The organism is Mycobacterium shottsii (genome assembly GCF_010728525.1).
Lineage (GTDB): Bacteria > Actinomycetota > Actinomycetes > Mycobacteriales > Mycobacteriaceae > Mycobacterium > Mycobacterium marinum.
The window spans coordinates 4,769,067-4,792,052 of sequence record NZ_AP022572.1 but is presented as its reverse complement, the minus strand read 5'-3'; the positions used below and the strand labels follow the sequence as shown (position 1 = coordinate 4,792,052).

The window sequence follows — 22,986 nt, the reverse complement described above, 5'->3', positions numbered from 1 at the left end:
TCAGCCAAAACACCATTCACATTAAGCAGACACGCCCAAATCCGATCGGGTGCGGTGGCTGCGCGGCCCGGCGGAGCAACTGCCGTTCGATGACGGCGCGCTCGATGCCGTGGTTACCACCACCGCATTTCATTTCTTCGATCAGCCGGCGGCGTTGCGGGAGTTTCATCGGGTCTTGGCCCCCGGCGGCCTGGTGGCCGTCTCGTCCCTGAGCGCGCGCCAGCCGCTGCTGCAGCTCCCAGCGGCTAGCAAATGGAAACCCCAGCACAGCCCGTCGCCGGCCGAGATGCGGGCACTGTTCGAAGGCGCGGGGTTCACCATCAGTGATCAGCACCGCGTCCGTCGGCCGGTCTGGACGCGGCTGGTGCCTGATCTGATCACCGTCGGCACCAAGAGCTGACCGCGTTTCGGTCGCGAGGATTCTAGGGTTGCGCGGTCAGATAGGCCAGCCCGCGGCAAGCATCACGAGAAATGCCCGTGAAGCGTCCTCGGTGGATCACGTAAAAATGCCCGCGAAACGGTCGATCCTTGGCAGGCATGGGAAGTGGGCTGTCGATGTCGTCTCGGGCCGAGATCACCGCGAAGTTCGCCAGGGGGTATGTGGGGGCGCCGAAGGCGGGCAAGGGGCAGATTCTGGATCAGGTGGTGGCGGTCACCGGCTGGTCGCGTGACAACGCCCGGCGGCGGTTGAGGGCGGCGGCCGCGCCGCCGGGAGCGGGTCGGCAGGTCGCCAAACGGATTTGCCGGCAACGCAATCCGAAGTACTCCTAGGATGCGCTCAAGGTGTTGCAGAAGGTGTGGGCGGCCTCAGGCGGGCAGTGCGGCCGGTACCTGGCCGCTTCCATGGCACTTCAGTTGGATGCTCTAGAACGCCACGGCGAACTGGTGGACGGCCGTGACCGTTACGGCCCGGCGGTGCGTGCCGAGCTGTTGGCGATGAGCAGCGCCACGATCGACCGCTACCTGCGCGGCGCCAAGGCCCGCGACCAGATCTCGGGTGTGTCGACGACGAAACCCTCCCCGCTGCTGCGGTCCTCGATCACCATCTGCAAAGCAGGCGATGAGGCCGAAGAATCTCCGGGGTTCTTCGAAGGCGACACCGTGGCGCACTGCGGCCCGACACTGAAAGGTGAGTTCGCCCGCACGGTCAACCTCACCGACATGCACATCGGCTGGGTGTTCACCCGCACGGTGCGCAACAACGCCCACCCCCACATCCTGGGCGCCCTCAAAACCGGAATTACTAAAATCCCTATAAGGTAACGGGTTTGGACTTCGACAACGGCACCGAATTCCTCAATAAGGCGGTCATCAAGTGGGCCGCGGACATGGAGATCTTCTTCACCCGCTCACGGCCCTACAAGAAGAACGACCAGGCCACCATCGAGTCCAAAAACAACCACCTCGTGCGTCGCTACGGGTTCTACTACCGCTACGACACCGACGAAGAACGCGCCGTGCTCAACCGGCTGTGGCACCTGGTCAACGACCGGCTCAACTACCTGACCCCCACCATCAAACCCATCAGCTACGGCTGCAGCCGCGACGGTCACCGCCGCCGGCTCTACGACAAGCCCCAGACCCCTGGACCGGCTGCTGGCCGCCGGAGTCCTCTCAGCGGCCCAACAAACAGAGCTGCTCACCTACCGCAACAGCCTCAACCCCGCCGCGATCGCCCACCAGAACGCCGACCTGCAAGCCGCCCTGCTCAGACTCGCCAAAGACAAGACCGAACAGCTCTACCTCGCCGCCATACCCGCCGCTCTACCCGCCCTCAAAGCCGGCATCCGCATCAAAAGCAAGACCACCACCTGACCCCGATTTCGCGGGCATTCCTTACCTGATGCATGAACCAGGTTTCGCAGGCATCTTGACTTGATGCATCACGGCCAGCCGCGGTAGGCGGTGATGTCGGTCGCGTCGCTGGTTGCGTCCTGGGTGGCCGTGAAACCGACCACCTCGCTGCCGTTTTCGAGTTCGATCGCGGTCAGCGCCATGGGTGGTGGTAGCGCGGCCAGGAAGCGCCCCAGGCCGGCTTCCGAGATTCGGTAGAGCTCGCCGCGGATGCCGGCGCCGGCGCCGGGATCGGTGCGCACGAGCGCGGGTTTGGCGGGCGTGGTGTCCAGGACGGTCAGGCGGTAGGCGTCGCTGGTGGTGATCGGCCCGCAATAGCGGGCGCCCAGCTCTTGTAGTTGGGGGTGCAGTGGCTGTCCGCGCAGATGAGCCCCCAAGACGGCCAGCTCAACCCCATGATTGACCAGCAACGGGGTGCTGACCCCGCTGAGGCGGGCCGCAATGTCGATGGCGACCTGGTCGCCGAAGGCCGCGGCGATGAGCATGACACCGAACGGCCTCGCGTCCGGCAGTGGTGCGGCGGGGATGGCGATCGCGGCCAAGTCCAGCAAATTGCAGAAGTTGGTGAAGGTACCCATCCGCCGATTGATCCCGGCCGGATCGGCCGCAACGGCGGCCAAACTCGGGTGCTCGGTGGTGGTGGGTAGCAACGGTGCGTCGAAGCGGCCCAGAAGTTCGGCCGCAGCACCGCGCGCATAGGCGAGCGCATGTAGGTCCGCGGCGAAGGCGGCCCCGGTGGTGGAGCGCGCCGCGGTGATGATGGTGGCCACTGTCGGATCGGCGCCGGACGGGTTGGTGTCGAGGAATTCTCGGACGGCCGCGTAGCGTTCGGCCACGATTGCGCCGTCATAGAGCAGGCGGGCCGCATCCAGCAGCGTGCTGATGTCGACGGTGGCGATGCTGGCGCCCGCGGCGGTAGCGGCTTGCACACATCGCTGGAAGGCAGTCCGGTACGTGTCGGTGAGGGGGGCCAGGTTCTCCGGCGTGGGAATCGCAAGCCGGGGTGTCTCGGGTGCGGCCAGGGCGGCGTCGGATGGCCAGCGCCGGCTGCGGGGATCACGCGCGTCGGGGCCGATCATGGTGGCGATGGCGAGCGCCGCGGTGGGTAGCTCGGCCGCGAATACCGTGACGGTGTCGTAGTCGGCGCAGGCGGGCACCACGCCGTGGGTGGGGATGATGCCCAGGGTGGGTTTGATGCCGATGATTCCGTTGAGGGCGGCCGGCACGCGTCCGGAGCCGGCGGTGTCGGTACCGATGCCCAGGTCGGTGATGCCCAGGGCGACAGCAACCGCTGAACCCGAACTGGAGCCTCCCGAGATCAGCTCTGGGTGCTGCGCATTGCGGACGGCGCCATAAGGGCTTCGGGTGCCGACCAACCCGGTGGCGAACTGGTCGAGGTTGGTCTTGCCCAGGATGATCGCGCCGGCGTCGATGAGCCGTTGCGCCGCGGCCGCGGTGGTGTCAGGGGTGTAGGCGAACTCGGGGCAGGCTGCGGTGGTGGGTAGACCCGCGACGTCGATATTGTTCTTGACCGCGACCAGCAATCCGGCCAGCGGCAGGTCTTGTCCCGCGGCCACCCGCCCTTCGATGACCGTGGCGTCGGCGAGCACATCGGCTTGGTCTCGCAGGGTGATCCATACTTCGGGCCGATCGGTGTCGGCGATGCGCCGGTAGGCGGCCTTGACTCGGTCGGTCGGAGTCGGGGCGTGGGTCATGCATTGTCTCCGTTCACCGTTGCGGGTGTGCCGGGGGGCGGGGGTAGGCACCCGCACAATAATCCCCCGAGACAATCCCCCGAGACGGCGGCCCGCGGGCGTGGCCTTGCGGTTACCCGTGCGATCCTAGACCCCGAGCCCCGTGCGCGCGGGCTCATCAATCACCGGTCGATCCGCCAAACCTGTTGAACAACTGAATGTTTGGACGTCTTAGCGAGTTGGCCATTGCGCAGCGATGTCGTCGCGAGGTGAATCGCTTGTGCTGCAAGGTTGGTAGCCGTATCGGCTGGGGCAGGCGTTGGCCGGATGTCCCGGCCGGCAACGGATGCATTTTGCCCGCCTTGCAGCGACAACCGACGAGTAGGGTCCAAGCAATGACTCACCACCCGAAACGCCTGCTCGTTACAGTTGTCGGTGCGTTCGCGGCCGGCGTGCTCGCCCCGGCAACGGCTCACGCCGACATCGTCGGATTCACGTCGCCCAGCGGCAACATCGGCTGCATGATCGACTCTTCGTCGGTGCGCTGCGATGTCCGTGACCGCACCTGGTCGCCGCCGCCGAGGCCCGCCGATTGCGAGTCGATGATGGATTATGGGCAGGGCATCGTGCTCACCGCCGGTCAGCCCGCTCGATTCGTCTGTGCCGGTGACACCGCGCTGGGCGGCGGGCCGGCGCTGGTCTACGGCGACAAGATCACCAAGGGATCGCTGCAGTGTGAAAGTGAGACGTCGGGGGTGACCTGCCGCGATATCGGCGACGGCGGAGGTTTCTCGATCTCACGCGACGGCTATCAGGTGTCCCGATCTGCTGCCCGCGAGGGATAGCAGTCAGGGGTCGGCGCAACGGGTGGCGGTCTAGGGGAAAGTCACAACGATCTTGTCGGCCGTTCCCGGTGCGGTGGCGGCGGCAAGGGCATCCTGCACGTTGTCGAATGCGATGGTGCGGTCGACGATCACTGCATATCTCTGCCAATCGGCGACGATGTCTTTGGTGACGTCGAAGATTTCGGTGGGGTAGCCGATCGATCCCACCAGGGTGATCTCGTGGCTCATCACGGTGACCAGATCGACCTCGACCGGCTTCTTGTGGACGGCCACGATGCCGATGGTGGCCCCCTTTTTCGCGTTGGTCAGCGCGCTGTTGACGGCCGCGGGCGCGCCGGCGGCGTCCAGGTAGATATCGGTGCCCGCCTTGCCAGGGAACAGTGCCTGCCCAGGACCGTGCAGATCGATGAGCCGTTGGGTGAGATCTTCCTCGGCGGAATTGATGACCGCGTCGGCACCCATTTGGAGCGCCTTGTCCAGGCGGGACGGGATGAGATCAGCGACCGCGACGTGCGCGGCGCCGACCGACTTGAACGCCAGCACCGCGCCCAGACCGATTGGGCCGGCACCGAAGATCAGGATCTTGTCAGAAGGCTTTGGCTTGCATTGGTTTACAGCATGGCGGGCCACCGCCATCGGCTCGTTGAGCGCGGCCACTTCGAACGGTATGTGCTCGGGAATGACCTCCAGGCTTACCCCGCGCACCGCCTCCTCGATGAGGAGATAGTCCGCCAGCGCGCCACTGGCTCCGCCGTTGCCGATGATGCCGTTGGGGGCGGCCATCGGATTGATGACGACGTGGTCACCGACGGCGAGGCCAGATACCCGCGAGCCGACCGCGACCACCTCGCCGGCGGGTTCGTGCCCGAGCGGCATCCGGCCTCGATGGGGCGGTAGGCCACCGATCGAGATGTAGAACGAATCGGTGCCGCAGATTCCGCAGGCGCGGATCTTGACCAACACGTCTTTGGGCCCGACCTGCGGGTCGGGTGCCTCGATGACGTCGGTGTGGCGCGGGGTCGTCACCACAGCGGACCTCATGCGCGTGCTCCCGTCGTCAACGGATTCTGGATTTGTCGGCCCGGGTGAGCGACCGTTTGGGGCCGCCCCGGCGGCTACGCCCACGTGGCGACGGTCCAGGCTGCCACCGAGCCTGCTCCCGAACGCTGCAAGGAGTCAATCCGCGAGAGAGGATAGCCAGGATGGCTCGAGTTCGATGGTGGCCGTATTGGCAGGACGTTGATGGCAGCGCCGGCAGCACCGGCGCTGCCCGCACCGGTGCCACGAACCCGAGAAGACCGGCCATCTCGGTCGCCGAACGGATGGTTGCGGGTGCGCTGGTGCTGCTTCCCAGCGCACTATTGTTGCTGCGCCTGGGCGAACCTTTCGCGATCTCGGCGATGGCGAGCACAACCGCTATCGTCCTGCACTCACCGAACCGTTACCGGCGCAGACCGCACGTCATCGCCAGCTGCTATGCCACCGGGTTGGTGATCACGGTCCCCATCACGTTGATCGGCATGCTCACCTCCATGTCCGGGCTGCTCGCGTCGACCATCGCCGCGGTGGTGATCGTGGCGGCGTCCGTGGGCCGCGTTCACCCACCAACCGCGTGCATCCCGCTGGCGATCACCAGATCACCGGGACCTGCCGCGATGCTGCTCGGATGGGTGACGTTTGCCGTCGTCGCGGTGGGGTTTCTGGCCGCGTTGTGGATGATGCTGATGCTGGCGACCCGGCGGCGGTGGTGACAGACTCGGCTTGACCTCGGTAGGTTCACCGGGGGAATGCCCTGGTAACGCCGGTGGCGGGGTCCTGCTAATCTGCCCGCTGGCCAAGACGATTCGACCAAATCCGACGACCAAATCTGACAAGGAGACCGCCATGCCAGTCACCGTGACACTCGAACTCAGAATCAAGCCCGAGGCTGTGGGTGCGGCACGTGATGTCCTGGGGCGAGCGCTGCAAGATACCCGGGCCTTCGACGGAAACCTCGGCACCGACGTGCTTGTCGACGAGGACGACGAAGCGCACTGGCTGATCTACGAGCTTTGGGACACCGTCGAGCACGATGAGGCCTACCGCAGCTTTCGTGCCGGCCCCGGACGGATAACAGAGCTGCCGCCGTTGCTGGCCGCGCCTCCAGTCAAGATCAGATACACCACCACCGACATCTGACGGGTCTTACGCAAGACGCTTCGCTGAGGTCAGTTCGAGGTCAGCCGGTACACGCGGCTGGCGTTGTCGCGCAGTATCCGAGCCTGGTCGAACTGGTCACCGAGCACCTCGCGCAGGATCGAAATGGTCTGGGGCAAAGCCACGTTGGGCTTGTCGATGGGGAAGTTCGAGGACCAGAAGGTGCGTTCAGGTCCGAAGGCCGCCTGCAAGTGGCTGATCAGCGGCGCAGCCGCCTCGCGCAGTTCGTCGTGGCTGCGTGCTCCGGCGCCCAACACCGGCATCCCGAAGCCGCTGTGCTTGGCGACCACGTTGGGCAGTTCGGCCAGCGATGAGATGTCGTCGCGCCACCGCCCGAGGATGGCGCGGCGGTCCGCGGAACTAGTGCCGGTGTGTTTGCCGGATTGACCGTATGCCCCCACCGGAGTGGCGTACTGATCGAGGATGAAGGTGGTGTCGGGATATTCCCGCGCGAGCGTGATCGCGTCGGGTAATTGGTGGCCGTAGACCCACATGTCAAAGCTGAGCCCGCGCTCGGCCACCGCGGTGAAGCCGCGCCGAAAATCCGCGCTCGAGTACAGATTGGCGTTGGGTGTCCAATTCATGACGCCGCGGTCGTCGCTGTGCGCGCCGATGCAGCGCACCCCGCGCACCAACGCGCTCGCCTGCAGGTGTGCGTCCAGCAGTTCAGCGATACGTGGCGCCGACGGGTCGGCATGCACCACGATCGCGCCGAGGGCCGGTGCTCCGGCAATGCCGAATGGCAGGGCGCTGACCCACTGCGTCTCGTCCACGCTGCCCAGTGGGTCTTTGGTCCGCCACCCGGCTTCCACGTGCACGACGGCGTCGACGCCGACGGGGGAGCTGTCTTGGAGGTAGTCGACCGGTAGGTAGCGATCCAGCAGGTAGCGCGGGTCACCGATGAACTCACGCGAGGCGCGTGGAAAAAGCCGCAGCAGCGCTGGAAGCACCGTCGGCGCGCGGCGCACGATCTTCGCAACGCCGGACACCGCCCGGGGAGTGGCAAACGGGTCCCATTGGTGAACGTGGGCGTCCACCACCGTCGGTGCGCGATCTGTCACGTGACCACTTTCGCCGCTGCGCTGGTGTCGGTCTCGGGAATCGCAGAAATATGGGGGCGACCGGTCAGCGTTGGGTTCCAACCGCTGACCAGCTCAGAACATAGGCTGGACAGCAACCGGGGTGAGGAAAGAGGACGAACACAGAGGACAGGAAGAGGGGACAGGATGGTCACTGACTACAACCAGGTCGAAATCGCTGAACAGTACAAGAAGACGAAGGCGATCCCGGTGCGGACCAGGATCGAGGCCTACTCATTTCTGAAACACATTGGCGCCGTTACGGGCGAGAAGGTGGTTGACATCGCCTGCGGTGCCGGGGACTACACCCGCGTGATGCGGCGGGCCGGCGCCGCGCGCGTCGTGGGCTTCGATATCTCCGAGAAAATGATCGGGCTGGCCCGCGAGCAGGAGGCACACCAGCCACTAGGTATCGAGTATTTCGTTGCCGACGTCAGCCAGGAAGTGGCACAACAGGATTTCGACCTCGCGATCTCGGCTTATCTGCTGGTGTACGCCCGAGATCGCGACGAGCTTGCTGGGATGTGTCGCGGGGTGGCTTGCCGGGTTCGGTGGGGTGGCCGGTTTGTCACCCTCACCACCAACCCGGGCCTTTACACATTCGGGCGGGTGCCCGACTACCGCAAGTATGGCTTCCAGATAAAGCTGGCCGATGCCGTGTTCGAGGGCGCGCCCATCGAGTTGACGGCGTTTGTCGATGGCGCACCGCTGGTGATCGAAAACTACTATCTGCCGATTGCGGCGTATGAAGCCGCACTGCGGCAGGCCGGCTTTCACGATTTCGTGGTGCACGTGCCCGATCTGGCGGCGGCACCTCAGGGCGAAGACGAGGGCGATTTTTGGGATGACTACCTCAACTATCCGCCCGCGATCGTCATCGAATGCGACCGCGACTAACACGCTGGGCCGCCGGCGGGTGTGCTAGCCCGGCGTGGGTTTTTCGCCCTGGACTCGTGGCGTCACCCAGGCGAGTGCGGCGAAAACCAGTGCGCCACAAAGCACATAGAGCCATCCCAGCGGAGCCTGGGTGCGTTCCGGACTGACCCCGACGATGGCCATGATCGCGGCGATGATCAGGTACGTCAGGGTGCCGAACAGTCCGCTGACCAAACCGAGGTTGCGACTGAACGCCCCGAGTGCTGCGGCCTGCGCCTGCGGGACCAACGCGCCGCACCCCGCGACCGCCAGCGTGATCGCCCAGGGATTGACACCAACCACGGGAGCCGACCCCAATAGCAGCACCGCCCCGACCATGTACAGCGTCCAGTCGGCAAATGCCAATCGGCGAAAGGCCATGCGAGTGGCCAACATGCCGGTCGAAAAGCTGCCCAGTAACACCGCAACACCGACGACCAGCGCGATCAGACCATAGGCTGAGGGCGAGAAGCCCATCTCGTCCTGATACAAAAACGGTGCGGCCACACCGAACGCGAGCTGCGGACCGGCCAATAACCCGAAAACCGCTGCTAATGCCAGGAACACGCGGTTGCGCGCGGTTGCGGTCACAACCTGCCACGTCCGGCCGAGTTCAAATCGGGTCCGGGACTCTTTTTCCAGGGTTTCCGGTAGCGCCCAGGCGACCGCCAATCCCACCACAACACTCAACGCCGCTATCAAAACGAAAACGTAGCGCCACGAGGCGTACTCGACAATGAACCCGCCCACTGCCGGGGCCACGATCGGTGCCGCTGACCAGGCAGCGCCCAGCAAGCCGTTGACCGATCTTAGTTGTGCACCTTCGAAACAGTCTGCGGCAATGGCGATGGCGACAACAATGAAGGCACTACACGCACCGCCCTGTAGGAACCGCAGCACCAGCAACATGGCAACGTTGTTGGCCGCCGCGCAGGCGAGGCTGGTCACCGTCAGCGCGGCCGCGCAGCCCATGAGCACCGGCTTGCGTCCCCAGGCATCTGACATGATGCCCACGGCAAGGTAGCTCAGGGCCATGCCGATCATGAACACCGTCACCGTGGACTGCAAGGCGGTAGCGGTGGCGCCAATACTGGTTTCCATCTGTGGCAGCGCGGGGGTGTAGGCGTCCATCGGAATCTGATTCAGCGGAACCACACACAGCAGCACCGCGACAATCCGTCGCGATGGCGCCGATGCTTTCACGGGCGTTGCCCCTCGGTCTGCCCGTGGCGTCGACGCATAGCTGGGAATCCTACGGGCAAAACGGTCCGCCGTGTTGGCGTGCCGGCCCCGGTCCGGCCCTTATTAACTAGGCTGAGTTCTTGTAGCTGCATCGGTGTCATGCCGGAATCGGAAGGAGCCCGCCGGTGAAGGTCCACCACCTCAACTGCGGCACCATGAATTCGCCCGGCGCAGCACTGTTGTGCCACGTCCTGCTCGTCGAGGCCGGCAACGGGCTGGTCCTGGTCGACACCGGCTTTGGGGTACAAGACTGTCTTGATCCGCGCCGGCTAGGCGAGTTTCGTCACTTCCTTCGGCCTGCCTTGCTGCAGAACGAAACTGCGGTGCACCAGATCGAGCGTCTTGGCTACCGGCCGTCCGACGTTCGCCATATCGTGCTGACCCACTTCGACGTCGACCACATCGGTGGGCTGGCCGACTCCCCGGGCTCTCATGTCCACGTCACCGCCGCCGAGGCCCGCGGCGCCATCCACGCCCCATCGTTTCGTGAGCGCGTGCGGTATCGAAGCGTGCAGTGGGCGCACGGCCCCAAGCTGGTGGAGCATGGTCACAACGGCGAATCCTGGCGTGGCTTCGCCGCGGCCAAACCCCTTGACGCCATTGCTTACGGTGTGGTCCTGGAGCCGATGCCCGGTCACACCCGTGGCCATGCCGCGGTCGCCGTCGACGCTGGCGACCGTTGGATCCTGCACTGCGGCGACGCCTTCTATCACGTCGGAACATTGGACGGACAGTCCAAAGTGCCGTTCGTTCTGCGAAGCCAGGAAGAGCTGTTCTCCTTTGACCGCAGGCAACTGCGGGACAACCAGGCGCGTCTAGCCGAGCTGCAGCGCCGCCAAGATCCGGAGCTGCTGATCATCTGCGCTCATGATCCCAGCCTCTATGCACTCGCCAAAGACATGTCATAGCCGACCTTCTTTGCCTGGGCGCCCCACTCACCGTGCTTGGAGTTCCGTTCTGGCTTGGTCGATTTGGTGATACGCATAGGTGGCCATGGCGGCGGTGGTCATGGCGGCACCGCTCTGGGAGAACGATTCATAGGCGTGGTCTCCAAGTGCATCGCGCAGGTGCGAGATGGTTGTTCTGAGTTCCGGGAACGACGCCTCGGTAATGGGGTGAAATGCGAAACCGGCTATGGTGGCAGCCGCCTCGTAGCGGCCCAGCCGATCGAAGAACACTGCCAGTACGGCCAGCGGTGTGCTGATCAGGGTGGTGTTTCCGGCCTCGTGGTGATTATGAATCGCCAATGTGAAGTAGTCGAGTGCGGACAATGGATCACCATATTTGGCCTCGAAGCGGCACAATACGGCGGCTAGGTGCGTCTCGCTGTTGCGGTTACCGGTGTCCTGGGCGATCCGCAGACCACGGCGCATGGCGGCGAGGGCGCTGGCGGGGTTGGTGTCGCGGAAGGTGAATCCATAGGCAAGTAGGGCGTAACAGAGCGCCGCGGGGTTGCGGGTGGCTTCGGCGGACTCGATCAGCGCGTCGGCCAGCTGCTCGGCTTCGTTGCATGGCCCCTTGATCGTCAAGGCCAGCACCAGACATCCCAGGGTGAGTGTGTGCGTGTCGCGACCGAGTGCGAGTTGGGTGCGGCACAACTCGACCGACTGTTCAGGGTGCCCGCTGCTGGTATACGCACCGGAGGGCCACCCCTCGATGCCGAACGGCACCTCGTAGCGGTCGGTGGCCAGCAACCGGGCGGCCTCATCGGCGTAGCGGATGGCTTCTTGGACGCGTCCCGTCATATAGCACTGTGAAGCCAGCACGTGCAGGAACGCGAGCTTGGGATGATCGACCGCTCGTTCGATCGCTTCCTCGACCCATGTCAGCGGCTCAAATCTGTTCACAAAAAAGCCGAGAAATCCCACCCAGGTGGCGATGCTCGCGGCATCGTCGAGGTCATTGTTGTCGGCGGTCCAGCGAAAGGCCAGGCGCAGATTGGCGAGTTCGGCGGTGAGCCACGTGTAGGCCTCAGCTTGTAGGGGGCTGTCCCACACCGCCGCCACGTCGGGCAACCGCTGGGCGAAGTGGCGGGAATGCGCCGTTCGACCGGCCAGTGCCTGCCCGCGGGTGACCAGTTGCTCCTCGGCGAACTCGCGGATGGTCTCCAGCATCGAAAACTGTGATCGCCCCGAAAGCCGGTCGACGATGAGCAGGGACTTGCCCACCAAGGCATCCAGCAAGTCCAGCACCTCGTAGTCGTCGTGAGTATCGGCGGATGCAGCTACCGCGCAAGCACTTTGCAGATCGAAACCACCGGCGAACACCGAACAACGCTCTAGCAGGGCCTTTTCCGCGTCGCTGAGATGGTCGTAAGACCACGCAACGGCGTGACGCAGCGTTTGGTGACGCCCCAGGCCGCGCCGAGATCCGACCAGCAAGCGGAAGCGGTGATCGAGCCGATCACGCACCTCGATCGGGGTCATCGACGCCATGCGGGAGGCGGCCAGCTCGATGGCCAGCGGGATTCCGTCAAGACGCCGGCAGATTTCGGCGATCGCGGCCGCATCCTGGGCGTCGGTCGGTGCAAAGCCGGGGGCAACACTTTGGGCGCGTTCGACGAAGAGGGTGCCGGCAGCGGACACCACGCTGCCACCGACATCCAGCGACGGCACCGACCACAGCTGCTCGTCAGGCACCTCCAGCCGCTCGCGACTGGTCGCCAGGATCCGCACGGTCGTCGAACCGGCGAGGATGGCTTCGATCAGGTCGGCGGCCGCGTCACGCACGTGCTCGCAATTGTCGAACACCAAGAGCGGGACCCGTCCTTCCAGAGCCGTGGCCACGCTCTGGGTTACGGTCTTTCCGGCTTGCTGGGTAATCCCCAGCACGGCGGCCACCGCGTCGGGCACCGCGGCCGGATCGGAAACGGGTGGCCAGTTCGAAAAGCCAAACGCCATCCGGGAATTCATCAGCAACACGTGTTGCGACCTCCAGCGCCAGCCGGGTCTTGCCGACACCACCGACCCCGGTCAACGTCACCAACCGATGGACCTGCAACGCCGTCTGTACCTGGCCGATCTCCGCCTCACGAGCGACGAAGCTGGTCAGCGCGGGCCGCAGGTTGCCAGGACTTGTATCCGGTGCCCGCAAGGCGGGGAAATCGGTGCGCAGGCCCGGTGCCCGAACCTGGAACACCCGCACGGGGGCAGGCAGATCCCGCAACCGGCGTGACCCGAGATCTATGAAGTCCACTCCGCTGATCAGATTTGCTGTCGAGTCGGTCAGCAGGATCTGGCCACCGTGGCCGGTCGCCATCACCCGCGCGGCGCGATTAAGCACCGCACCGAAGTAGTCCGCGTCATGCGGCTCGGCTTCGCCGGTCGCCAGCCCCATCCGCACCGGCAACTCGAGTGCTCGCTGCGCATCGACGGCGGATCTCGGCGACGCGAACGCGGCGCAGACGCTGTCGCCCGTGTGCTTGAACAACCAGCCCCGGTGCGTCTGGATCGTCCGTTTGAGCACCGCATCATGGGCCGCGAGGGCGGCCCGCATCCGATCGGGGTCGGACTCCCACCGGCGGGTGGAGCCCTCGACGTCGGTGAACAGGAACGTCACGATCCCCGAAGGTGGACCCCCAGATCAGCGGCCACTAACGCAGAATGCCACACCGAAGGCGGTTCTACCTCGAACATTGCCGCAAAGCGTTCGGCTGGGCGCAGGGGCTGCACCGACCTCAGCGGCCTAGCTCGGTGACCCCGGTGACGTGTGTTTTCACCCATCTCGCTAAATTCGAGACGCCATGTCGTCGGAAGGAATCTCATGAACGCGCGTGTCGAGCAGCTGGAGTTTCAGGCGGAGGCCCGGCAGCTGCTGGATCTGATGATCCACTCGGTCTACTCCAACAAGGAGTCATTTCTGCGGGAGCTGATCTCCAACGCCTCCGATGCGCTGGACAAGCTGCGAATCGAGGCCTTCCGGAACAAAGACCTCGAAGTCGACACCTCGGACCTGCACATCGAGATCGAGGCCGACAAGGGCGCGCGGACACTGACCGTGCGCGACAACGGCATCGGAATGACCCGGGCGGAGGTCGTGGACCTGATCGGCACCCTGGCCAAGTCGGGCACCGCCGAGCTGCGCGCGCAGCTGCGGGAGGCCAAGAACGACGCAGCCTCCGAGGAGCTGATCGGCCAATTCGGCATCGGGTTCTACTCATCGTTCATGGTGGCCGACAAGGTCGAACTGCTCACCCGCAAGGCCGGTGAGAGCGAGGCCACCAAGTGGGAGTCCAGCGGAGAGGGCACCTACACGATCGAATCCGTCGAGGGTGCACCGCAGGGAACCTCGGTCACTTTGCACCTCAAGCCCGAAGATGCCGAGGACGAGCTGTACGACTACACGGCGGATTGGAAGCTGCGGCATCTGATCAAGAAGTACTCGGACTTCATCGCCTGGCCGATCCGCATGGAGGTGGAGAAGCAGGTCCCGGCCCCTCACGAAGAGGGGGAGGAGCCCGGCGAGGAGACCGTGGTCCTCGAAACCGAGACGCTCAACTCGATGAAGGCGTTGTGGGCCAGGCCCAAGGACGAGGTCTCCGCCGACGAGTACAACGAGTTCTACAAGCACATCGCGCATGCCTGGGATGACCCGATGGAGGTCATCGCCATGAAGGCCGAAGGTACCTTCGAGTACCAGGCGCTGCTCTTCATTCCCTCGCACGCCCAGCATGACCTGTTCAATCGGGATGCGGTCTTCGGTATTCAGCTGTATGTCAAGCGGGTATTCATCATGGGCGACTGCGACCAGCTGATGCCCGAGTACCTGCGCTTTGTCAAGGGTGTCGTCGACGCACAGGACATGTCACTGAACGTGTCTCGCGAAATCCTGCAGCAGGATCGCCAGATCAAGGCGATTCGCCGACGGCTGACCAAGAAGGTCCTGTCCACCATCAAGGATCTGCAGTCCGAGCGGCCCGAGGACTACCGCACCTTCTGGACCCAGTTCGGCAAGGTCGTCAAGGAAGGGCTGCTGGCCGACTTCGACAACCGCGAGACGCTGTTGGAGATCTCCTCCTTCGCCTCGACCCACAGCGAAGAGGAACCCATCACCCTGGCCGGCTACGTGGAGCGCATGAAGGAAGGCCAGACGCAGATCTTCTTCGCGACCGGGGATTCGCGACAACAGATCCTCAAGTCGCCGCACCTGGAGGCCTTCCGGGCCAAGGGCTATGAGGTGCTGCTGCTCACCGACCCGGTCGACGAAGTATGGGTGGGAGTGGTCAACGAGTTCGATGGAAAGCCGCTGCAGTCGGTCGCCAAGGGCGAGGTAGACCTGGACTCCGACGGCGAAGGGAGCGAGGCCGAGCGCGAAGAGCAGCAGAAGGAGTTCGCCGACCTGCTGGGCTGGCTCAAGGAGACGTTGGGCGAACAGGTCAAGGAAGTGCGGTTGTCCACCCGCCTGACCGACTCGCCGGCTTGCCTGATCACCGACACGTTCGGCATCACTCCCGCGCTTGCCCGCATCTACCGGGCCACCGGGCAAGACGTTCCGGTCGGCAAGCGAACGCTGGAACTCAACCCCACCCATCCGCTGGTGATCGGTCTGCGCCAGGCGCAGGCGAGCGCTGACGACGATGCCAAGAAGGCGGCGGTCAGCGAAACCGCGGAGCTGCTCTACGGCACGGCGCTTCTTGCCGAAGGCGGTGCGCCAGACGATCCGGCCCGGTTCGCCGAGCTGTTGGCGGATCGTCTGACGCGAACGCTGTAACTAACGCCGGCCCAGCTTCTCGCGGACCGTGTCGGTGAGGAATCGCCGGGCCGACACGGGGTGAAAAGCCCTGGCCGCCTGGGTTAGTGCGGCACGCGCGTCCGCGCTGAGTTCGATGTCGGCTGCGGCAACATTGAACTCGAGTTGCTCCACGCTGGACGCTCCCGGGATGGCGACCACGCCGGGCAGGCTGATCAACCATGCCAGCGCCACCTGGGCGGGCTTTGCGTCGACGTCAGTGGCGACGGCGCGAAGCGTCTGCAGCAGCGGCTCGATCCGGCGCAGGTTCTCCGTACCGAACAGCGGGTTGACGGCCCGAACACCGGCCGGCCGGTTGTCCACACCGTATTTGCCGCCGAGCAGCCCCTGCGCCAGTGGGCTGTAGGCGATGATGATGCGGTTCTCCCATTCGGCGAAGGGAACCAGGTCATCGAGCGGACCGGGATGCGCCAGCGAGAAATGCACCTGGTTGCTGACAACGGGGCGCCCGAGTGCGGCGTCCGCCTTCTTCCAGCGCGCCAACGAGTAGTTGGAGACGCCGGCCGCTCCGATCCTGCCGGTGTCGAGCAGCTCGCGCATGCCCGGCATGATCACCGAATCGGGGACCACCGGGTTGGGCTGGTGGATCTGATACAGCGGGATGCGGTCCAGCTGCAACCTGCGGGCACTGGCCCGTTCGCGCCGCTTGACCACCGCCGGAAACGGCGCCACGGGCATGATCTTGCTGGCCACGACCACGTCGGCGCGCTCGTCGCCGAGTGCCCCGCCGAGAATCCGCTCACTCTTGCCCAGTCCGTAGACCTCGGCGGTGTCGAACAGGGTGACTCCCAGCGCACGAGCGCGCGCGACGATGTCGCGGGCGGCGCCGGACGCATACCGGTCCCCATAACCCCACTCGCGTGAGCCGAACTGCCAGGTGCCCAGTCCGATCCGGCTGACATTTCCGATTCCGTCGACCTCGAGGTGTTTCATGGTTCACACGGTACTGAGCGGCTTCCCTGCGTCTGGGCGGTGAGGGTGCACAGAATGCCGGTCAGCACGGCGTGTCTTCGCGCAGACACGCACGCTCGCGGCGCCGGCGAGTGCCTTCAGCGCGCCCTGTTGACCGAGTCGATGTAGGGCGCGAGCAGGTGCGCCATCCCTTTGGCGGCCTCATCGGCATCACTCGGGGGCAGGGCGAGGTAGCTCAGGGCAGCCCGTACCACCGCCTGGCCCATCACCGCCGCGTCGTATTCGTTGGCGTTTACCCAGCTGTGCTGGAAGGTCTGGGACAGCTGTTCGGTGGCATGATCGACCAGGAACTGACTCTCGACGGTGATCAAACGCAGAATGTCGTTGGGTGCGTCTTCAGTTCGCAGCACCTGGGCCAGGGGGTCGTTGGCGACGCGGTCGAGAACCCCGTTATACATCAGATTCGCAGCGGTGCTGCGATACGGATTGCGGGTTCGATGCTCGGGGTCGACCATGTAGCTGAGATTAGTGCGCATTGATAGTGCCTTCGACTTTCGGTCCACAATGTTGTTTTGGGTAGGCGCCGCCCGTGCATTTGCGAGAATGTCGACGACGACGGTCCCGCCCGAATTAACTCCGGTAGGTCCTCGCGGGCCGGTTGTGACAACCGAAATGGCTACTGAAGGTTGCTATTTGGGGATATGGCCATACATGTCCGCATGGCCATATCCGGTGGGCTGATGTTGCTAGGTCCGGCTGACTTCGATCATCTCGAAGTCCGACTTTGCGGCGCCGCAGTCCGGGCAGCTCCAGTCGTCGGGAATGTCGTCCCAACGTGTTCCCGGGGCTATGCCGTCTTCGGGCCAACCTTGTGCCTCGTCATACTCAAACCCGCACTGCACGTAGCGATACAGCTTGAAATCGGTTGACATGTCAGGCCTCCTGTAGCTGGAAGTCGATCTTCTCCCGGACGCCGCAGTCTGGGCAGTTCCAAGTTTCATCGACATCGGCCCAGCTGGTGCCCGCCGGATACCCCTCGCGCGGGGCACCGACAGCTTCATCGGAGACGTAGTCGCACACCGGGCAGTGGTAAGCGGCCATCACCGGACACCGTAGGTGGCGAGGATCTTGTCGCGCTTGCGCGGATCGATGTTGACCTTGGTGATGTCGCCGTCGTAGTGCTCAATGACGCGGTGGTCCATCAGCTTCCGCCACAGCGGCGGGAAGTAGGTCAGCGTGATCAACGTGGCATAGCCGCTGGGCAGGTTGGGGGCGCCGTCCATGCTGCGCAGCGTCTGGTAGCGGCGTAGGGGATTAGCGTGGTGGTCGCTGTGCCGCTGCAGGTGGTACAGGAAGATGTTGGTGACGATGTGGTCGGAGTTCCAGCTGTGCACGGGTGCGCAGCGTTCGTAGCGCCCCGAAGCGGTGCGCTGCCGTAGCAGCCCATAGTGTTCGAGGTAGTTGACCGACTCCAACAGTGATGCGCCGAACAGTCCCTGAATGATCAGGAATGGCAGCACCTGCCAGCCGAACACGGCGGTCAGCGCGCCGAACAGAACCACCGACATGATCCAGGCGTTGAGCACATCGTTGCGCATGCTCAGGGTGGGCTTGTTGATGCGTTGCATGCGGGTCTTTTCCAGCTCCCATGCGGACTTGAGCGAGCCGAACATACTGCGCGGAAGGAACATCCAGAAGCTTTCACCGAACCGTGCGCTGGCCGGGTCCTCCGGGGTGGAGACGCGGACGTGGTGGCCGCGGTTGTGCTCGATGTAGAAGTGGCCATACAGGGTCTGGGCGAGGGTGATCTTGGACAGCCACCGCTCCAGGTTCTCGCGTTTGTGTCCCAATTCGTGGGCGGTGTTGATGCCCACCCCGCCGACGACTCCGATGGTCATGGTGAGACCGATCTTGGAGATCAGGCCCAGTCCTGCGCCCAGTCCCAGCCAGCTCAAGTTGTCGGCCGACCACAGGTAGCAGGCCAAGACGAGGCTGACCATCTGCAGCGGAATGAAGGCGTAGGTGCAGTAGCGGTAGTACTTGTCGTTCTCCAGGCGCTCCATCACTTCGTCAGGAGGGTTCTCGCCGTCTGGGCCGAAGAACACATCCAGGGCCGGTAGCAGCAGGTAGAGCAGGAACGGTCCGATCCACCACAACACCGGAGTGACGGCGGTCCAGCCGAGCTTGCCGAACACCCATGCCTGCGCGAGGCTTGCCGGCAAAGCCGTCGGCAGCACCAATCCCACCAGCCACAGGTATCGCTTCCGGTCTCGCCATTGCTGGACCGGATTTTCCGACTTTGGTTGCGCCACGGACGTCATGACGATCCTTTCTCAGTGTGGTCACTGCCCTGATCCAGGTAGTGCGGCCAGCGCACCGGAGGGGCGACCGCTGGCATGTTTTGCACATATCAGAGGAGTTGTGCAATCAATAGATAAATTTCTATATTTGTTCAAACTGCCTGATCGTCCGGTGCCCACCGGGCCGTCGCGCCGTTTGACCGCGACACCGATCGGGTATCAAGTCCGCCATGGCTGGCACCGCCGTTGCTCCCACACCCACCGGTGAGGTCTGGCCGGGCCGGGCCTATCCGCTGGGCGCAACGTATGACGGTATGGGTATGAATTTCGCGATCTTCAGCGAAGTCGCTGAGCGGATCGAGCTGTGTCTGTTCGATGCGGACGACACGGAAAGCCGGGTCGAACTGCCTGAGGTTGACGGGTTCGTCTGGCACGCGTATGTGCCGGCCATCGACCCCGGCCAGCGCTACGGATACCGCATCCACGGTCCCCACGATCCCCGCGCCGGGCACCGGTGCAATCCGAACAAGCTGCTGCTGGAACCTTATTCGAAGGCGATCGAAGGCACATTCGCCTGGAACCAGTCGCTGTTCGGCTATACCTTCGGTGACCCCGAGAGCCGCAATGACGAGGACTCCGCGGCCAGCATGCCCAAAGCGGTGGTGATCAATCCCTATTTCGACTGGGCAAACGATCGGCCCCCCGACCACCACTACGCCGACACGGTCATCTACGAAGCACACGTGAAAGGTCTGACACAGACCCATCCGGACATACCCGAACAGCTACGTGGCACCTATGCCGCGGTGGCGCACCCGGCAATCATCGACCACCTCAAAAGCATCGGAGTCACCGCGATCGAGCTGATGTCGGTACACCATTTCGCCAACGACTCGACGTTGGCCGACAAGAATCTCTCGAATTACTGGGGCTACAAATCGATCTCGTTCTTTGCGCCCGACCCGAAATATTCCAGCGCCATGCTGCCAGGGGGCCAGGTTCAGGAGTTCAAGGCGATGGTGCGCGCCCTGCACGAGGCGAACATCGAGGTGATCCTCGATGTCGTCTACAACCACACCGCCCAGGGCAACCATCTGGGGCCCACGCTCTCTATGCGTGGTATCGACAACGCCGCCTACTACCGGCTGGTCGATGATGACATGCGTTACTACGTGGATCACACCGGAACCGGCAACAGCTTCAATGTCAGCCATCCGCACTCGCTGCAGCTGATCATGGATTCGTTGCGCTACTGGGTCAACGAGATGCATGTTGATGGCTTCCGGTTCGATCTGGCGGCTACCCTGGCGCGCGAGTTCTATGAGGTCGATCGGTTGGCGACGTTTTTCGAACTCGTGCAACAGGATCCAACCGTCAGCCAGGTCAAGCTCATCGCCGAGCCGTGGGATGTGGGCCCCGGCGGCTATCAGGTGGGCAACTTTCCGCCGCAGTGGACGGAGTGGAACGGCAAGTACCGCGACACCGTTCGGGACTTCTGGCGCTGTGAGCCGGCCACGCTCGATGAGTTCGCCTACCGATTGTCCGGATCGGCCGACCTCTACGAGCACACCGGGCGAAGGCCGGTTGCTTCGATCAACTTCGTCACCGCAGATGACGGGTTCACACTGCGTGACCTGGTGTCCTACAACGACAAACACAACGAGGCCAACGGGGAGGACAACGACGACGGCGAGGGCCATAACCGCTCGTGGAACTGCGGTGTGGAAGGGCCCACCGATGACCCCGCGATCAATGCGCTGCGGGCCCGTCAGCAGCGCAACCTCATCGCTACTCTGATGCTGTCGCAGGGTGTCCCGATGATTTCGCACGGTGACGAGCTCGGGCGTACCCAATACGGGAACAACAACGGATACTGCCAGGACAGCGTGCTCACCTGGATCGACTGGTCCGACGTCGATACCGGCCTGCTGGAGTTCACCCATGCGGTGTCCGCACTACGTGCCAACCACCCGGTATTCCGTAGGCGGCGCTTCTTCAACGGAAAGCCGGTCGGTCGCCGTGGCGAAGCGGGGCTGCCCGACATCGCTTGGTTCGCCGCCGATGGATCAGAGATGGCTGACGAGGACTGGGGGGTCGGTTTCGCCAAGTCGATCGCCGTTTTCCTCAATGGTCAGGGCATCGCCGACCGGGACATGCGTGGCCACCGAGTCCTCGATGACTCGTTCATCCTGTGTTTCAACGCTCACTTCGAGCCCATCGACTTCACCCTCCCGCCGGTGGAGTTCGGCAGCGGTTGGCGGGTTGTGGTCGCTACCGCTGCCGCAACAGCGACTTCGGCCGGGGCTCTGCCGGCGGCGGCCACGATCGTCGTTGACGCGCGCAGCAGCGTGGTGCTGCAAGCGGTCACCGAGTAGACGTCGGCGATCTTCGGGCCACCGAACGCCTTACGCGGTCCGGGTACGGCCGATACGCTGTGGCTTGCGCGGGGCTCTTCGCGCAGCGTCGATGCGACCTTGCGCGCCGTGGATCGAAGGGAATCGCGCCGGCATCCTTCCAGGCCATGGCGCCGGGGGAGTGACATCGGCTGGTGAAGGCGGGTTATGTCAAAGACTGTGGTGATCGGAGCCTCGAGCGGGCTGGGGCGCTGCATTGGTGTTGGACTTGCGCGGCGTGGCGATCATGTCGCACTTCTGGCCCGGCGGCACGAGCGAACGGAGGCCGCCGCCAAGGAAGCGGGGCCGGGGACCGTCGCCGTCGAATGCGACGTTACCGATGAAGCGTCGTGCCGATCGGCGCTTGCCGCGGCGGCCGACGCGCTGGGGATCGACAACCTCGTCTACGCCCCCGCCATCAGCCCCCTCGTTCGGCTGGCCGAAACCGACGCCGACACCTGGCGGCGGGTCTTTGACACCAACGTCATAGGCGCGTCGCTCGCGACGGCGGCGGCGTTGCCGCACCTGAGGGCCGCCGCGGGCAAGGCGGTCTATCTCTCCTCGGACGCTGGCAGCCACGCGCCTCCATGGCCTGGCCTGGGTGCCTACGGCGTCAGCAAGGCGGCACTGGAACGACTCGTGGAGGCGTGGCGGGCCGAACACCCGGAAATCGGGTTCACTTGCGTCATCGTCGGAGAGTGCGCCGGCGGCGAGGGCGATGCCCAGACCGGCATGAACATCGGCTGGGATAGAGAGCTAGCCATGAAGGCCTATCCGCTTTGGCTGGCGCGTGGCTGCATGCCAGGCAAGTTGATGCCGGTCGAGGACTTGGTCAACATCGTGCACACGATCCTGCGCACCGACGCGGCTACCTCGATACCGGTCGGCATTGCCCGGGGCGCATCCGCTCCGGCCGGGGTGCTGGATGCAGGTCAGTCCTAGACTGAAAAATGTTGTTCCAGTGTATGATTCAGTGAAGATTCGGGACCGTGATGAGTGACGCGGCGTTGGTTGCGGTGGTGACCGGGGCGAGCCGTGGGGCCGGGCGTGGTGTCGCGGCGGCTCTGGCCGCGCGGGGCTGGCGGGTGTATGCGACGAGCCGCAGCGTCGTCGACGCGCCGCCCGGGGGAGTCGCGGTCCGGGTCGACCATTGCGATGACACGGCCACCGCCGCGCTGTTTGAGCGGGTGCAGCAGGAATCGGGCCGCCTTGATCTGCTGGTCAACAATGCCGCGGCGATCTCCGATGACTTGGTCGATCCCAAGCCGTTCTGGGAGAAGCCGCTTGCGATGGCCGACGTACTGGATGTCGGTCTGCGGTCCTCCTATGTCGTATCCTGTTATGCCGCAACGCTTCTGGTGGCCGGCGGCCGCGGCCTGATCGCCTTCACCTCGTCACCGGGGTCGGTGTGTTACATGCACGGCCCGGCGTACGGGGCGCAGAAGGCCGGTATCGACAAGATGGCCGCCGACATGGCGGTGGACTTTCATGACACCGGCGTCGCAACGGTGTCGATCTGGATGGGCATCCTGCTGACCGAGAAGCTGCGTGGCGCATTCGGGCAACACCCAGATGGTCAGCGCGCGCTCGCCAAGACCGCTGAGCACGCCGAAACCCCGGAATTCACCGGCTATTTGATCGATGCACTGTATCGGGATCCCGCTCTGGGCGAGCTGAGCGGACAAACCGTGATCGGCGCCGAGCTTGCCGAGCGCTACGGCATCACCGACGAGGGCGGACGCCACCCTCCGTCGCACCGGCACATGTTGGGTGCACCGCGAACACCGAGCACCGTTGTGGTGCGGTAG

General features: G+C 64.5%; 21 protein-coding genes and 2 pseudogenes. 13 read left to right on the top strand and 10 right to left on the bottom strand.

The genetic code is table 11. The annotated features are described in order from the left end of the window. Positions 1-37 precede the first annotated feature (37 nt). From G6N41_RS22135 to G6N41_RS29110, 4 genes and pseudogenes are all read left to right on the top strand, one after another. Positions 38-400, top strand: a pseudogene (locus tag G6N41_RS22135) (class I SAM-dependent methyltransferase); the annotation flags it as partial. Positions 401-555: 155 nt separating this feature from the next. Beyond that, a complete protein-coding gene (locus G6N41_RS22130; RefSeq protein ID WP_198968057.1) occupies positions 556-771 on the top strand; it encodes a hypothetical protein in 216 nt (71 codons plus the stop codon). Positions 772-843: 72 nt separating this feature from the next. After that, positions 844-1,263: a hypothetical protein gene (locus tag G6N41_RS22125; RefSeq protein ID WP_198913147.1), complete on the top strand. Its 420-nt coding sequence runs from the start codon at positions 844-846 to the stop codon at positions 1,261-1,263. A gap of 5 nt (positions 1,264-1,268) precedes the next feature. Then, positions 1,269-1,844: a hypothetical protein gene (locus G6N41_RS29110; RefSeq protein ID WP_231608665.1), complete on the top strand. Its 576-nt coding sequence runs from the start codon at positions 1,269-1,271 to the stop codon at positions 1,842-1,844. 39 nt (positions 1,845-1,883) lie between these two features. On the opposite strand, the gene atzF is transcribed toward G6N41_RS29110, so the two are convergent. Beyond that, positions 1,884-3,569 (bottom strand): allophanate hydrolase, encoded by a 1,686-nt coding sequence (gene atzF, locus G6N41_RS22115; RefSeq protein ID WP_198965665.1) that lies wholly within the window; start codon positions 3,567-3,569, stop codon positions 1,884-1,886. Between the two features lie 374 nt (positions 3,570-3,943). Here atzF and G6N41_RS22110 point away from each other — a divergent pair, with 374 nt between their 5' ends. Beyond that, a complete protein-coding gene (locus G6N41_RS22110) occupies positions 3,944-4,393 on the top strand; it encodes a DUF6636 domain-containing protein (RefSeq protein WP_198965664.1) in 450 nt (149 codons plus the stop codon). A gap of 30 nt (positions 4,394-4,423) precedes the next feature. Here the strand turns inward: G6N41_RS22110 and G6N41_RS22105 are convergent, their stop codons facing one another. Beyond that, positions 4,424-5,434, bottom strand: coding sequence for a zinc-dependent alcohol dehydrogenase (locus G6N41_RS22105; protein ID WP_198965663.1), 1,011 nt, complete (start codon positions 5,432-5,434; stop codon positions 4,424-4,426). A gap of 161 nt (positions 5,435-5,595) precedes the next feature. Between G6N41_RS22105 and G6N41_RS22100 the strand changes: the two genes are divergently transcribed. Further along, on the top strand, positions 5,596-6,144 hold the full coding sequence (locus tag G6N41_RS22100; protein ID WP_198965662.1) for a hypothetical protein: 549 nt from the start codon (positions 5,596-5,598) through the stop codon (positions 6,142-6,144). A 133-nt stretch (positions 6,145-6,277) separates the two neighbouring features. Then, on the top strand, positions 6,278-6,571 hold the full coding sequence (locus tag G6N41_RS22095; protein WP_012395157.1) for a putative quinol monooxygenase: 294 nt from the start codon (positions 6,278-6,280) through the stop codon (positions 6,569-6,571). A 29-nt stretch (positions 6,572-6,600) separates the two neighbouring features. Here the strand turns inward: G6N41_RS22095 and G6N41_RS22090 are convergent, their stop codons facing one another. After that, positions 6,601-7,650, bottom strand: a complete 1,050-nt coding sequence (locus tag G6N41_RS22090; protein WP_198965661.1) for an amidohydrolase family protein — start codon at positions 7,648-7,650, stop codon at positions 6,601-6,603. Between G6N41_RS22090 and G6N41_RS22085 the strand changes: the two genes are divergently transcribed. Continuing rightward, the gene (locus G6N41_RS22085) at positions 7,651-8,565 is read left to right on the top strand and encodes a class I SAM-dependent methyltransferase (protein WP_231608664.1); all 915 of its coding nucleotides are present in this window, start codon (positions 7,651-7,653) and stop codon (positions 8,563-8,565) included. Between the two features lie 24 nt (positions 8,566-8,589). Here G6N41_RS22085 and G6N41_RS22080 read toward each other — a convergent pair whose 3' ends face one another. After that, positions 8,590-9,786, bottom strand: coding sequence for a multidrug effflux MFS transporter (locus G6N41_RS22080; RefSeq protein ID WP_198965660.1), 1,197 nt, complete (start codon positions 9,784-9,786; stop codon positions 8,590-8,592). Positions 9,787-9,950: 164 nt separating this feature from the next. Between G6N41_RS22080 and G6N41_RS22075 the strand changes: the two genes are divergently transcribed. Beyond that, positions 9,951-10,733, top strand: coding sequence for an MBL fold metallo-hydrolase (locus tag G6N41_RS22075; RefSeq protein WP_198965659.1), 783 nt, complete (start codon positions 9,951-9,953; stop codon positions 10,731-10,733). A gap of 27 nt (positions 10,734-10,760) precedes the next feature. On the opposite strand, the pseudogene G6N41_RS22070 reads toward G6N41_RS22075, so the two are convergent. Further along, positions 10,761-13,383 (bottom strand): annotated as a pseudogene (locus G6N41_RS22070) (ATP-binding protein). Positions 13,384-13,587: 204 nt separating this feature from the next. Between G6N41_RS22070 and htpG the strand changes: the two are divergent. Then, complete coding sequence (htpG, locus tag G6N41_RS22065) at positions 13,588-15,534, top strand: molecular chaperone HtpG (protein WP_198965658.1); 1,947 nt, start codon at positions 13,588-13,590, stop codon at positions 15,532-15,534. Here htpG and G6N41_RS22060 read toward each other — a convergent pair whose 3' ends face one another. From G6N41_RS22060 to G6N41_RS22040, 5 genes are all read right to left on the bottom strand, one after another. Next, positions 15,535-16,506 carry an aldo/keto reductase gene (locus G6N41_RS22060; protein ID WP_198965657.1) on the bottom strand — a complete coding sequence of 324 codons (972 nt, stop codon included), beginning with the start codon at positions 16,504-16,506 and terminating at the stop codon, positions 15,535-15,537. A 116-nt stretch (positions 16,507-16,622) separates the two neighbouring features. Then, positions 16,623-17,021 (bottom strand): hypothetical protein, encoded by a 399-nt coding sequence (locus G6N41_RS22055; protein WP_198965656.1) that lies wholly within the window; start codon positions 17,019-17,021, stop codon positions 16,623-16,625. Positions 17,022-17,231: 210 nt separating this feature from the next. After that, on the bottom strand, positions 17,232-17,417 hold the full coding sequence (locus G6N41_RS22050) for a rubredoxin (protein ID WP_134429173.1): 186 nt from the start codon (positions 17,415-17,417) through the stop codon (positions 17,232-17,234). 1 nt (position 17,418) lies between these two features. Next, positions 17,419-17,586 (bottom strand): rubredoxin, encoded by a 168-nt coding sequence (locus G6N41_RS22045; RefSeq protein WP_198965655.1) that lies wholly within the window; start codon positions 17,584-17,586, stop codon positions 17,419-17,421. Continuing rightward, positions 17,586-18,806 carry an alkane 1-monooxygenase gene (locus tag G6N41_RS22040; RefSeq protein ID WP_198965654.1) on the bottom strand — a complete coding sequence of 407 codons (1,221 nt, stop codon included), beginning with the start codon at positions 18,804-18,806 and terminating at the stop codon, positions 17,586-17,588. The genes G6N41_RS22045 and G6N41_RS22040 overlap by 1 nt, the downstream gene beginning before the upstream one ends. A gap of 209 nt (positions 18,807-19,015) precedes the next feature. On the opposite strand from G6N41_RS22040, the gene glgX reads away from it, so the two are divergent. The 3 genes from glgX (at position 19,016) to G6N41_RS22025 (ending at position 22,986) form a co-directional block, all read left to right on the top strand. Further along, positions 19,016-21,160, top strand: a complete 2,145-nt coding sequence (glgX, locus tag G6N41_RS22035; protein WP_198965653.1) for a glycogen debranching protein GlgX — start codon at positions 19,016-19,018, stop codon at positions 21,158-21,160. Positions 21,161-21,346: 186 nt separating this feature from the next. Further along, the gene (locus G6N41_RS22030; RefSeq protein WP_231608663.1) at positions 21,347-22,120 is read left to right on the top strand and encodes an SDR family oxidoreductase; all 774 of its coding nucleotides are present in this window, start codon (positions 21,347-21,349) and stop codon (positions 22,118-22,120) included. A gap of 50 nt (positions 22,121-22,170) precedes the next feature. Then, positions 22,171-22,986 carry an SDR family NAD(P)-dependent oxidoreductase gene (locus G6N41_RS22025; RefSeq protein WP_198965652.1) on the top strand — a complete coding sequence of 272 codons (816 nt, stop codon included), beginning with the start codon at positions 22,171-22,173 and terminating at the stop codon, positions 22,984-22,986.